Raw genomic sequence first — 12,969 nt, 5'->3', positions numbered from 1 at the left:
GTGCCTCATATTAGAGCGGGAGCTGGTCTTCGTCCTCTCGCGTCCGCACAATGAACAGCTGCTGAGTCGGCCGGGTCATCGCCACATACAGATCCGAAGCGGCTATGATCCGTGCGGGCGCAGCCGCCTCGATCTCGCCGGGTTGCACGAGGACTACGGCATCGTATTCCAAGCCCTTCACCATTTCGGTGTCGCATATCGTGACCTGCTCATCCCAGGAATGCTGAGCGGCGAGCTTGGCGTATCGGTCGAGATCCAGCTGCTGGCGCAAAGACTCGTAGATCGCGGCGCGCAGCACGGCGATCCGATCGCTAGGCGCGATAATGGCGACGCGGCCTGTGCCATCGTCGCCGACGAAGTCTGAAACCAGTTTGAGCGTTTGATGCATCACGGTTTCGTTAAGCAGGCTGGGATCGGCGATGCTGACGCGTGCAACTGAGTCCGGCATGGCGCGCACCGCGTTCACTGTGGAGATGTACAAGCCTTCCCGATGGGCGAAGGCGCTGGCGATGGCCGAAACCTCTTGAGGATTGCGGTAGTTGATGGTCAGCTCGTCAAGGTCCCAGCGTCCGGCGCCGAATAATGGATCCATGGTGTCGCGCCAGCGCCGCGTGCCCCCCATGGCCGCCGTCTGCGCCACATCCCCCACAATCGTGAAGGAGCGCGAAGGGCAGCGGCGCAGGAGCATGCGCCAATCCATGGCGGTGAGCTCTTGTGCCTCGTCCACGACGATATGCCCATATGTCCATTCGCGATCCGATCCGGCGCGCTGGGCGACTGCTTCGCCGTCCGACGCATTCATTTCGTCGAGCAGCATGCGCGAGCTGACAATGCCGTTGCCGACGCCCGACTGTGCAAGCGAATCCGTGGCGAATTGCTCGTCCCGGCTCCGTTGGGCGTCCAATGCAGCCTTCCGGGCCATCGCCTTGGGATCGGGGCCAAGCAGCTCCAAAGCCTCGTCGAGCAGCGGAATATCGGAGCGGGTCAGTGGCGAGCCCTGCGGGCGAATCAACGAAGCCGCATCGTCGTCGCGCAGCCATGGCGCGAAGCGCCGCAGCTGTCTAGGCTTGCTGAAGAGCTGGTCGATGAGCCAACGGCCGGTCATCGGCAGCCAGGCGAGGTTGAGCGTGCGGCGCACATCGTCGTTCAGGCGCAGCTGCATCAGCACATCCGAGAGCTCCGCCTGCTCGGGCGTGTAGTCGAGCTGCTCGACGTAGCGACTCCGCATGGCGTTCAAAGCATTGCGTACGAAGGTCTCGCGCGCCTTGTTGTGCGGCTGGCGCGTGCGATGCGCATCGAGTTGCGCCTGCTCGATGTCGGCGCGGCGCATAGGAACGTCGATGCCATTGACCCGTGCGGTCGGCAGCTTCGCGGGCACGCGCTCGCGGGATGCCACCGCGTTTTCGATGACCGAGCGCATGCGGCGGTCGCCTTTGAGCATGGCGCCCCGCGGAGCGTCCAAGGCTTCGCCGCGCACTCCGGGGATCAGATCGGCGATCGTGCGGCTGACTACGCCTGTTTCGCCGAGCGAAGGAAGCACCTGATCGATGTAATGCAGAAAAGCCATGCTCGGGCCGACGACGAGGACGCCGGAGTTCCCCAGCATGCGCCGGTGCGTGTAGAGCAGATACGCCGCACGGTGCAAGGCAACCGCCGTCTTGCCGGTTCCCGGTCCGCCTTGGACTACGACAGGGCGGTCGAGAGGCGCCCGGATGATCCGATCCTGTTCGGACTGGATCGTGGCGACGATGTCGGTCATCTTGCCGGTGCGGCGCGAGCTGAGCGAGGCGAGCAGCGCGCCTTCGCCTGTGAGCGTGCCGGCCGAGGAAGCCTGATCGACCTGCGTGGAGTGCACGTCGAGCACCTCGTCCTCGATGCCCACCACATCGCGGAAATTCAAGGTGATGTGCCGGCGCATCACGATGTCGCCATGATTCGACGGCGTCGCCTCATAGAACGGCCGGGCTGCCTCGGCGCGCCAGTCCGTCAGAATCGGCTCGTGGCGCTCGCTCGACAGGCCGATGCGGCCGATATAGCGCCGTTCACCCTGCGCGTCGTCGAGCCGGCCGAAGACCAGGCGGTCCTCCACAGCGCGCAGCTGGGCGAGCCGGTCCTCATACATCGTGGCGAAGGAGTCGCGTTCGGTGCGTTGGGTGGGCGAGCCGTGCGAGCCGGCGGAGCGCACGGCGTCCAACCGTTCCCGCGCCTGGTCTCGCAAAGCGTCCAAACGGTGATATGCGCGGCTTACCGCCGCCTGTTCCTCATGCAGCTGTGAGGAGTAACTCGACATGCTTGACGTCCTTTTCTTCAAAACTTGAGGCAATCAAATTTACCGCATGCTCCCTACGACTCCGCCCTGTGTGAACTGCGCTGTGCGAGGTTGCGCCAGCTGCGGTCGTTTCGACGGTCGCGGCGTGCGGACTGTGGGAATTGTGGAGCCGCATATCGGTATTTTTGCCATTTTGTGGAGGAAAATGGGGAAAAGTGGGGTAGAGTGGTGAATCAACTGACATGTCGCATTGTCAAAGAGCGCGAAGGAGGTGGGGAATGCCTGATGATCCGATGCCGCAGAGCCAAACCTCTGCACCCGCTGACCCTGCGCGCAACAGTGCGCAAGAAGCTTCTGCGCAGGCACTGCCCTTCCTGCTCGGCACCTACACGCCAAAGATCGACGCCAAGGGGCGTATGGCTCTGCCCGCGAAACTGCGCGGCCAGCTCGGGCCGGGTATGGTCATGGCCCGCGGACAGGAGCGCTGCGTGTATCTGCTTCCGCAAAGCGAATTCCGCCGCATCGCGATGCAGATCCAGCGCACATCGATGGGCAACAAGGCCGCGCGGGATTATCTGCGCGTGTTTCTTTCGGGCGCAGTCGACCAGGATCCGGACAAGCAAGGACGGGTGCTGGTGCCTTCGATGCTGCGCGACTACGCGAGCTTGGGATCGGACATCGTGGTGATCGGCGTAGGCACACGCGCCGAGATCTGGAATCGGGAGGCTTGGGAGCGGTACCTGGGCGAGCAGGAGCAGGGATATTCCGATATCACCGATGACGTGCTGCCGGCGGTGGAATTCTGATGACTGATTTCTCTGCGATCCACAATCCGGTCCTCCTCGAGCAATGCGTGCAGCTCGTGGCTCCGGCCCTGAATGAACCCGGCAGCATCGTCGTCGACTGCACCCTTGGTTTGGCTGGGCATGCGTGTGCTTTCCTTGCCGCCGCGCCGGCCGCGCGCCTCATCGGCATCGACCGTGACGCAGAGGCGCTGGCCATGGCCACGCAGCGTATGTACGAAGCCGGATTTGCCGCACGGTTCACGCCGGTTCACGCCGCTTTCGACGAGCTTTCCAGTGTCCTCGCCCAACGCGATATCGCCATGGTGAATGCCGTGTTCATGGATCTGGGGCTTTCGAGCCTGCAGATCGACGAGAATGAACGCGGCTTCTCCTATTCGCACGACGCTCCGCTTGACATGCGCATGGACACCTCGCAGAGCTTGACCGCGCAACACGTGCTGGCCAGTTACGACGAACGCGACCTCGAGCGCATCTTCAGAGCATATGGGGAGGAACGATTCTCTCGGCAGATCGCCCGCGAAATCGTCAGGCGCCGTGAGCGCGAACCGCTGAGCAAATCAAGCCAGCTCAATGCCTTGGTCGACGCAGTAGTGCCGTTGTCTCACCGTCCCGCGGGCAATCCGGCCAAACGCGTGTTCCAGGCCTTACGCATCGAGGTCAACGGCGAATTGGACAAATTGGCCTCGACGCTGCCGCAGGCGGCGCTCCATTTGGCGCCCGGCGGGCGGATTGTGGTCGAGTCCTACCACTCCTTGGAAGACAAGGAGGTCAAGTCCTTCATGAATCTTGGGCTGCACGCGGATGTGCCTGCCGGTCTGCCGGTGATACCCCCGGACGCGCAACCGTTCTTCCGGCCGCTCACCCGCGGCGCCATCAAGGCGGACGACAAGCAGATCGAAGGCAACCCGAGATCCGCATCCGTGCGATTGCGCGGCGTGGAGTTGACCAGGCCCCTGCCTGATCGCTTCGCAAGCCGTTTCGAGCTCATGTCGCGGGGAAGACTGGACGAGGACGGCCCCGGATCACGGAGCAGATTCGCACAGAGCAGATTCGCACAGAGCAGATCCATGCGCAGCAATAGCGCGCGCACCGGCACAAGAAAGGGATGACCATGGCAACATCGGCACGAACCGTACGCTCGAATGCGGTGCCCGCAGGGCGTGGCCGCACGACACCCGCATCCCCGAGCCGCCCCGAGCTCACAGTCGTCAAGGGCTTGAGAGGCCAGCGCGGAGCCATGGGCGACGGCCTCGCGCGGGTCCTGATCTGGACGCGGGCGCGCAGCATGTCGCTGCTGCATGTGGTGGTCGCTGTGTCCTTTCTCGTGGCTTCGCTGCTGGGCTCCCTGGCGCTGCGCACCCAGATGGCGCAGAACTCCTTCGAGCAGACGCAGATTCAGAACCGCATCTCCACGCTGACCCAGGACGTCGAAGACGATCAGGCCGAGCTCGATGAGCTGCAGGCTTCCCTGCCCGACAAGGCTCAGCAGATGGGCATGGTGCCTCAGCAGGGATCGATCTCAATTGATCTGCGCGGATACCGACCAAACCAAGGAGCCGGACATGAGTAAAGGACGAATCTCGTCGGCGCCCAACGCGTTCGCATCGCGATGCCTGTCGATCAGCATCATCTTGGCCCTTATCTCGACACTGTGCATCGGCCAGCTCGCCTCTATCCAATTGCTGCACGGCAGATCCACGGCGCAGGCGGCGACCGCAAGCCGCACCCTGCCCGTGACCATTAGGGCGCAGCGTGGCAGGATCCTCGACGACAACGGCTCGGTGCTGGCCCAAAGCGTGGAACGTTATACCATCGTCGCCGATCCGCAGGTCGCGCAGACCTTCAAACCCACCACATGCACTGCGGATACCCAGGGCCATTGCCAGGAGATCGACGGCAAACCGGTCGGTACAACGGGTGCCGCCGCGGTGGCGCGGCTCGTGGCTCCAGCGCTCGGCATGGACGCGCTGGAGCTGGGCGCCAAGCTCAGTGCGTCCAGCCGCTACGCCGTGCTTAAAAGGGATGTGACGCCGGAAGTCAAGCGCACCATCGACAAGCTCGGCCTGGGCGGCATCGTCTACGGCGAACTGAGCAGTGAGCGGCTCTACGCCAACGGCACGATGATCGGCGCCCTCTTGGGCGGAGTGGACGCGGATGGCAAAGGCGTCGCCGGCATTGAGCAGATGGAGAACTCCACGCTGACCGGCGAGAACGGATACAAGGTCTTCCAACAGGGCAACGGAGGCGAGGAGATTCCCGGCACCGTCACCAAATCCAAGGATGCGGTCGACGGCGGCGACGTGACGCTGAGCATCAATGCAGACGTGGACTGGTATGTCAAGAAAGTCCTGGTCGAAGCCAAACAGCATTATCAGGCCGATTGGGCCCTCGCCGTTGTGCAGGAGGTGGGCAGCGGGAACATCTTGGCGATCGATGACAGCGACGAGATCACGGCCGGGACGGATGCGGCCAAGCTCAACGTTTCGAAGGCGGTGAGCCAGACCTTCGAGCCCGGGTCGGTCGGCAAGGTCGTTTCGGCCGCAGGCATGCTGCAGACAGGGGAGCGCAAACTGGGCGATAAGTTCACCGTACCTGATCAGATCAGCAAGAACGGCCAGGTTTTCCACGATTCCACGTCGCATGCTACTTCGCAGTGGACGCTGGCGGGCATCCTCGAGCAGTCGTCCAACGTCGGCATGGTGATGGCGGCCGACAAATACACCAATCAGCAGCGCTATGAATTCATGACCAAATTCGGTTTCGGCCAAAGCAGCGGCCTTGGCCTCTCCGGCGAGTCCAGAGGCACCCTCCTGGCCCCGCAGCAGTGGGACAGACGCACGCAGAATACAGTGCTGTTTGGCCAAGGGTATGCCGTCAACGCCTTGCAGCTGACCAATGCCATCGCCACGATCGCAAACAAGGGCGTGCGCCAGCAGCAATCGATCGTCAAATCGGTGACCGACGCGAACGGCCATGTCTCGACCCCGACGAAGTCGCAACCCACGCGGGTGGTCGATGAAGACGTGGCTGCGCAAATGATGGACGCCATGGAGTCATCAGCCGAGCACTATCAGAAATTCACCGGCATAGACGGCTACCGGATAGCAGGCAAGAGCGGCACCGCCGAAGTAGCGGGCCCAGGCGGGCACCTCTCTTCGATTATTGGCGACTGGTCGGGCATCATCCCGGCGGATAACCCGCGCTTCGTGATCACGGTAGTGATGAAGAACCCGCACGGCATCTATGGCGGTCTCACCTCCGGCCCGGTCTTCAAGCAAATCGGTGAATTCCTTATGCAGAAGTACGAGGTGCCGACGTCCACTCCGCGTAAAAGTGCTATTCCAGTGGATTGGTGAGATCTCGACAGGAGGGGCTTGGCCTTATGAGTGCAGTGAGCGAATCCGTCGGCAGACGGATGACCTTGGGGTATTTCGTGGAGCATTACGGATTCGATCTCGAGCCACGTTTCGCCACCGATGTGACGATCACCGCCTTGGCGGACGATGTGGACTCGGTACGTCCTGGCTGCCTCTATATCCCTTCGGAAAGCGTTGACCTCAAGCGCCTTGAACAGGCCCGATCGCGCGGGGCCTATGCTGCGCTCGTGCCCCACGCCATGCGTCAGAGCGCGGCGCAGGCGCAGTTCCCTATGCTGTTCGCCGAGCCGGATGCCGCACAGATCGGCGCGTTGGCCAGCGACATAGCCGGAAGTCCTTCGAATATGCTGGCCGTATTCGCTATCTGCGGTTCCGATGCGGACGAGGTGCAGGCCAGCGTGGTGCGGCTAGCCGATTTTCTCCATATGCTCGGCAATCCCGTCGGCGTCATCAGCGCGGCCGGTTCGACCTCGTTGGAACGCCAGCTTGAACTGGCCCACCCAATCGGCATCTTCGATGTGCAGCATACGCTTTCGGTATGCGGCGAGGACGGAGCGGCGGCGGTCATCATCGCGCTGGATGAGCAGACGCTGCGGCCGCATGCGCTCGAATCGGTCGGCATCGATGTGCTCGGCACCATCGATGCCGCGCCGCCTGCCGGAACGCCATCCTCGGCGGTTGTCGCCGAACAGGCTCAGGATTACGGCTTCGCCGCTGACAGGCAGCTGCGGCTGACTATGCGTACGGAGGAATCCGATGCGCTCTCCCGTCAGAGCGCGCTTGTACAGGATGACGCCAGCACGCGCCGGCTTTCGCTGGCGATCGCGATGGTGCTGGCCGCGGGCGTGCGTCGGGGCAATATCCGCAGCGCCTTGCGTGTCTCGCGGGAGTTGGGCTAGAGTCGCGCCTCGTGCGGCGCGCGGCCGCTTCGCGCACATGGACAGGCGGCACACGAAAACGTGAACGGAACATGGTCGCAGGCGAAGACCAAGGTAGGAGGATCAACGATGATAACGATGAGCGTGCAAGAGGCGGCGCAGGCCGTATCCGGCCGTATCGTGCCGGTGTCGGATGGAATGCGACAGGAGCTGCCTGCCGATCTTGCGGTGACTGGTGTGGCGACCGATTCGCGCCAAGTGCGGCCCGGTTCGGTATTCGTGGCCATCGCTGGCGAACGAGTCGACGGGCATGATTTTCTCGCCTCGGCGGCGAGCGCTGGAGCACTCGCCGCGATCGTCGATCATGAGGTTTCCGGTGCCACGCTTGTGCAGATCGTCGTGGATGACACGGTGAGGGCTCTGGGCGCGCTGGCCAAGCACAATCTTGAACTGCGGCGGGCATTGCCCGGCGATTTCTCCATCGTGGGCATCACCGGATCGGTCGGCAAGACGACGACAAAGGATTTGCTGCATGCCCTGCTGGGCGAACTGGGCCCGACAGTGGCGCCGGTCGGCTCGTTCAACAACAACATCGGCATGCCATTGACTGCGTTGCAGGTGGATCCTGCGACGAGATTCCTCATTGCGGAAATGGGTGCCAATCATGTCGGTGAAATCTCCCGGTTGACTGCGATCGCGCCGCCGGACGTCAGCGTGGTACTCAAGGTCGGCACCGCTCACTTGGGCGAATTCGGCTCCGTGGAACGCATCGCCCGGGCCAAAAGCGAAATCGTGCGCGGGCTCGTGCCCCATGGCGTGAGCGTGCTCAACGCCGACGATCCGCGGGTGGCGGCCATGGCCAGCCTCGCCCCCGGCGAGGTGCTTTGGTTCGCTCCACGGCTGGACGGGCAAAAGGGTCCGCAAAAGAACGTTGGCAACGCCGGTCCGCGCGCCGCCGGAACGCTCGTCGCCAGGAACATCGAAATCGATGGCCTTGACCATCCGCGCTTTACGATGCAGGCGGCCGCTGGCAACTCGGCAGGAGACCATGGTGGCGGCAGCGGCAACAACGCTGATGCCGCCGGGGCCGTCACCGTATGGCTGGGCTTGACCGGGCGGCACAATGTGGCCAACGCCTTGGCGGCTGCCGCCGTCGCCCGTCATTTCGGCATGTCCTTGGAGCAGATCGCCCGAGGCTTGGGCCGAGTGGAACGCATTAGCCCGCATCGCATGGCCATCTCGCAGGTCGAAGAGGAGCCGGGAGTCTGCTTCACCCTCATCGACGATTCTTTCAACGCCAACCCTGACTCGATGAAGGCCGGGCTTGACGGCCTCGCCGCATGGCAGCCGGGCGAGGGCGAGCCGGTGTACCGCATCGCTGTGCTTGGCGCGATGCTCGAGCTGGGCGATTCGGAAGGGTCAATGCACGAACAGATCGGAGCGTACGCCGTGCATACGGGCATTGACGCGCTGATCGCCGTGGGCAGCGATGCCGATGCGCATCTCGACGCGCTGGCGGCTGGCTTGGCACGAGGCGCATCACGGGAGAGCGAGCAGCGCGGCGGTTCAAACGTCTCGATAGACTTGGTGCATGGCATCGAACAGGCTCGCGGAGCGGTGCGCGACAAGGTGCATGCCCACTCCGGCGTGATCGTGCTGCTCAAAGGCTCGCACGCCTGCGAACTGGACGAGCTGGCGGAGCAGTGGACCGCGAGCTCAGGCAAGGCCTGACGGCAATGGCAACGGCAGAGAGAACAGAGGGAAGAGAAGTGGGGTTGCAACATTGATTTCGCTCATCTTGGGGATTCTAGTGTCGCTGATCGTGGTGATCATCGGCACGCCGCTGCTGATCCGGCTGGTGCACAAGCTCCACTACGGCCAGTACATTCGCCAGGACGGGCCGCAGTCCCACCTCATCAAGCGCGGGACGGCGACCATGGGAGGCCTGGCGATCATCGCCGCGATCGTGCTCGGCTGGGGCAGCTCGGCGCTTTACCGTTATCTGCATTCCGGCACCGCGCCCTCGTGGTCGGCGCTGCTCGTGATCTTCGCCATGGTCTCCATGGGCTCGCTGGGCTTCATTGACGACTTCGCCAAGGTGAGCAAGCGACAGAACCTCGGGCTGTCCGTAGGCGCGAAATTCACTGGGCAATTCATCTTCGCTACCATCTACGCGGTGTTGGCGCTGATCGTGCCTACGAAATCCGGCTTCGCCAGCGCGCAGGCGGGCATGAGCTTCATTGAACGGCCATTCTTTGATTTCGCATTTGCCGGCAGTGTGCTGGCGATCATCATCTTCGTCGTCTGGGTCAACTTCCTGATGACCGCGTGGACCAACGCGGTCAACCTCGCCGACGGGCTGGACGGCTTGGCCTCAGGCTCTTCGATGATCGCCTTCGCCGGCTACGCCTTCATCGCCTTCTGGGAGAACTACCATCTCAAGGGCTCCGGGCATGAAGGCTACGCCTATGCGGTCTCCGATCCGTTGGACCTGTCGATTATCGCGGCGTGCGCGGCGGTGGCCTGTTTTGGCTTCCTGTGGTTCAACTCGAACCCGGCCACGATCTTTATGGGCGACACCGGCTCGCTGGCATTGGGCGGATTGTTCGCCGCGCTCTCGATTGCCACGCATACGGAGTTCCTTGCGGTGATCATCGGTGGGCTGTTCGTCATCGAAACCTGCTCCGACATCATCCAGGTCGGATGTTTCAAACTCACCCACAAACGCGTATTCAAGATGGCGCCGATCCACCATCATTTCGAGCTGCTCGGATGGGGCGAATCGAAGGTCGTCGTGCGTTTCTGGATGATCGAATTCATGTTCGTGCTTCTCGGCCTGATGACGTTCTATGCCGACTGGGCCGGACGCTCCGGACTGCTGCTCTGAGCCGGCCGTCGAACAGCTGATCAGGCACAGACCACAATTGACAGGCAGGTGAAGGTATGGAAGATCTCAGCGAAAAGACCATAGTCATAGCAGGGCTCGGCGTCTCGGGGCGCAGTGCCCTGGAGGTGTTGCAAGGGCGCGCCGGGCGCATTGTCACGGTGGACGAGCGCAAGCCGGAAGCCGATAGGCACTCCTTCGACGATGTGGACTGGAGCCAGGTCGATATCATGGTCACCTCGCCCGGGTTCAACCCACGTACGCCGTTCCTCCTCGAAGCCCAGCGGCACGGCGTGGCGGTCTACAGCGAAGTGGAGCTGGCCTGGCGATTGCGCGCCGCGAACGAACGCACCGGGAAGCCGGCGCCGTGGGTAGGCATCACAGGCACGAACGGCAAGACGACCACGACCCAGATGACTTCGGCCGCGCTCAGCGCTTGTGGCTTGCGCGCCCCGGCCGTAGGCAACATCGGCAATGCGCTCTCGCACGCCGCCATCGACCCGTCCAACGACGTGCTGTGCGTGGAGCTCAGTTCGTTCCAGCTGCATTTCACGCAGTCGCTGGAACTGGATTGCGCCGTCATCACCAATATCGCTGACGACCATCTCGACTGGCATGGCGGCATGGCGAATTACGCCGCCGACAAGTCGAAGGTGTTCCGCGGCGTCACGCGCACGCTGGTCTTCAACGCCGACGACGAACGGGTTAGTCGCCTTGCCGCGCAGGCCGACATAGCCTCCGGGTGCCGCACAGTCGGTTTCACCTTGCACGAGCCGAAGGCCGGGCAGCTGGGCTTATGCGACGGCTGGATCGTCGACAGGAGCGGCGTCGCCGGCGACGAAGGGCAGGCGACACGCGTCGCGCCGGTAGTTGATTTCACCCATCTGTGCGAACCGGACGGCACGCCTTATCCGCATTTGCTCGCCGACGTCTTGGCGGCGCTCGCGCTGACGCTTGGCATGGGCGCCGACTTGGCGACGGCGCTGGACGCGTTGCGTCGGTTCTCGCCTGGCGGCCACCGCATCGAAACGGTCGCCGAGCAGCAGTCGGAGGGTGGCAGGTCGATCCGTTTCGTGGATGATTCGAAGGCGACCAACGCCCATGCGGCCAACGCATCCCTTGCCGGCTTCGCGCCAGGCAGCGTCGTATGGATCGCCGGCGGCCTGGCCAAAGGCGCTCGATTCGAGCAGCTGGTGGCCGATCGACGTGACCGGATCAAAGCAGCCGTCGTCATCGGCGCAGACCAGGAGCTGATGCTCGAAGCCTTGAAAACACAGGCTCCCGATATTCCGGTGAACGTGATTGATCCGAAGGATGCCGGCACCGTGATGCAACGGGCCGTGGATGCCGCCGCCGCTTTCGCCGAACCTGGCGACGTGGTGCTGATGGCTCCGGCTTGCGCCTCGATGGACCAGTTCGTGTCTTACGCCGATCGCGGCGACCAGTTCGCCGATCAGTCGCGTCGTTGGGTGCGGGACCATGGCGCGAAATAAGCGCTCCGTTCCGCATACCGCACGCACCACGGATGCGAAAGCTGCTGGCTTGGCCGCAGACGCGCGTTACGCTTCTTCGAATCCAGAAGAGCATCGCGCGCAACGCTTCGGCGGTGTGCGCGCGCTGTCCAATCCGTTATGGTGTTATAACGGTTTTCGCATCGCGGTCGTACTGCTGACCTGTTTCGGTGTGATCATGGTCTTCTCCAGCTCGGCGATCACCATGATCTCACGCGGCGCCTCGCCATGGAAGCAGGCGCTGTCACAGGGCGTGTACTGCGTGCTGGGCTTTGCGCTCGGCATCATGGCCATGGTCGTTCCTGTCAAAGCATACCGGCGTTTCGGTTTCGTGCTCGTTTGCCTGGCGATAGGGCTCCAGCTCTTGACGATGACGCCGTTGGGCGTGTCCGTAAATGGCAACTCGGGCTGGATCGGCATCAAAGGCGTCTTCACCATGCAGCCGGCCGAAGTGGTGAAGCTGGCACTGTGCATCTGGCTGCCTGCCGGCATGGAGCTCGCCAAACGACGATACGGCAAAGACGGCATTAAGGCGTACGGCCTGCCGATAGGCATGTTCGCATTATGCCTGATGGCCGTCATGGCAGGCAAAGACTTGGGCACGGCATTGATCCTGGTGTTCATCGGCGTGACGGCGCTGCTGATCGGCGGATTCCCTATGCGTTGGCTGCTCAGCATGGGAGTGCTGCTTGCCGCGTTCATCGCCGCGTTCGTCATCACCAGCCCTAACCGCATGCAACGCATTCTTTCCGCATACCAGCCTTGCTCGGCGGATCAGGCGATCGACGAATGCTACCAGGCCATCCATGCGAAATACGCAATGGGTTCGGGGGGCTTGCTCGGGGTAGGCATCGGCAATTCACGCGAGAAATGGAACTATCTGCCAGAGGCGCACAATGATTTCATCTTCGCCATCATCGGCGAAGAGACCGGATTCATCGGCGCTGTCATGGTCATCCTCATGTTCGTCGCGCTGGGATGGTGTTTGGTCAGCGTGGCCATGCAAAGCGAAAGCCGCTATGTTTCCATGGTGCTCGTGTGCATCGCCATATGGCTCGTGGGCCAAGGCCTGGTCAACATCATGGTCGTTATCGGATTGCTTCCGGTGATGGGCGTGCCGATGCCCTTCGTCTCGGCAGGAGGCTCCTCGCTCATCATGTGCCTGGTAGCTGCAGGCGTGGCCGTAAGCATGATGCGCGCCCACCCGCAAATCAGTGCTGGCACTTCTGCGCTAAACTCGTGAA

The 12,969-nt window shown here is 62.9% G+C and carries 10 protein-coding genes; 9 read left to right on the top strand and 1 reads right to left on the bottom strand.

The features are described from left to right. Positions 1 to 10: 10 nt before the first annotated feature. The gene (locus LKG04_RS00395; RefSeq protein WP_291760649.1) at positions 11 to 2,290 is read right to left on the bottom strand and encodes a HelD family protein; all 2,280 of its coding nucleotides are present in this window, start codon (positions 2,288 to 2,290) and stop codon (positions 11 to 13) included. A gap of 257 nt (positions 2,291 to 2,547) precedes the next feature. On the opposite strand from LKG04_RS00395, the gene mraZ reads away from it, so the two are divergent. The 9 genes from mraZ (at position 2,548) to LKG04_RS00350 (ending at position 12,968) form a co-directional block, all read left to right on the top strand. Further along, on the top strand, positions 2,548 to 3,075 hold the full coding sequence (mraZ, locus tag LKG04_RS00390) for a division/cell wall cluster transcriptional repressor MraZ (RefSeq protein WP_291760646.1): 528 nt from the start codon (positions 2,548 to 2,550) through the stop codon (positions 3,073 to 3,075). Beyond that, complete coding sequence (gene rsmH / locus LKG04_RS00385) at positions 3,075 to 4,184, top strand: 16S rRNA (cytosine(1402)-N(4))-methyltransferase RsmH (protein WP_291760643.1); 1,110 nt, start codon at positions 3,075 to 3,077, stop codon at positions 4,182 to 4,184. The genes mraZ and rsmH overlap by 1 nt, the downstream gene beginning before the upstream one ends. A 2-nt stretch (positions 4,185 to 4,186) precedes the next feature. Then, positions 4,187 to 4,645 (top strand): hypothetical protein, encoded by a 459-nt coding sequence (locus LKG04_RS00380; protein WP_291760641.1) that lies wholly within the window; start codon positions 4,187 to 4,189, stop codon positions 4,643 to 4,645. Further along, complete coding sequence (locus LKG04_RS00375) at positions 4,638 to 6,431, top strand: peptidoglycan D,D-transpeptidase FtsI family protein (protein WP_291760638.1); 1,794 nt, start codon at positions 4,638 to 4,640, stop codon at positions 6,429 to 6,431. Before LKG04_RS00380 ends, LKG04_RS00375 begins: the two co-directional genes overlap by 8 nt. 26 nt (positions 6,432 to 6,457) lie before the next feature. Next, a complete protein-coding gene (locus LKG04_RS00370) occupies positions 6,458 to 7,351 on the top strand; it encodes a UDP-N-acetylmuramyl peptide synthase (RefSeq protein WP_291760635.1) in 894 nt (297 codons plus the stop codon). Between the two features lie 108 nt (positions 7,352 to 7,459). Next, positions 7,460 to 9,061 (top strand): UDP-N-acetylmuramoyl-tripeptide--D-alanyl-D-alanine ligase, encoded by a 1,602-nt coding sequence (locus LKG04_RS00365; RefSeq protein ID WP_291760633.1) that lies wholly within the window; start codon positions 7,460 to 7,462, stop codon positions 9,059 to 9,061. 52 nt (positions 9,062 to 9,113) lie between these two features. Beyond that, positions 9,114 to 10,217, top strand: a complete 1,104-nt coding sequence (mraY, locus tag LKG04_RS00360) for a phospho-N-acetylmuramoyl-pentapeptide-transferase (RefSeq protein ID WP_291760631.1) — start codon at positions 9,114 to 9,116, stop codon at positions 10,215 to 10,217. Between the two features lie 56 nt (positions 10,218 to 10,273). After that, positions 10,274 to 11,707 carry a UDP-N-acetylmuramoyl-L-alanine--D-glutamate ligase gene (gene murD / locus LKG04_RS00355; protein WP_291760629.1) on the top strand — a complete coding sequence of 478 codons (1,434 nt, stop codon included), beginning with the start codon at positions 10,274 to 10,276 and terminating at the stop codon, positions 11,705 to 11,707. Then, positions 11,694 to 12,968: a peptidoglycan glycosyltransferase FtsW gene (locus tag LKG04_RS00350; protein ID WP_291760626.1), complete on the top strand. Its 1,275-nt coding sequence runs from the start codon at positions 11,694 to 11,696 to the stop codon at positions 12,966 to 12,968. The genes murD and LKG04_RS00350 overlap by 14 nt, the downstream gene beginning before the upstream one ends. Position 12,969 lies beyond the last annotated feature (1 nt).

Origin of the sequence: Bifidobacterium sp. (assembly GCF_022640935.1) — a bacterium.
In the GTDB taxonomy this organism is placed as follows: Bacteria; Actinomycetota; Actinomycetes; order Actinomycetales; family Bifidobacteriaceae; genus Bifidobacterium.
The sequence above is the reverse complement of the archived record's forward strand: the minus strand, read 5'-3'. Positions and strand labels throughout refer to the sequence as shown.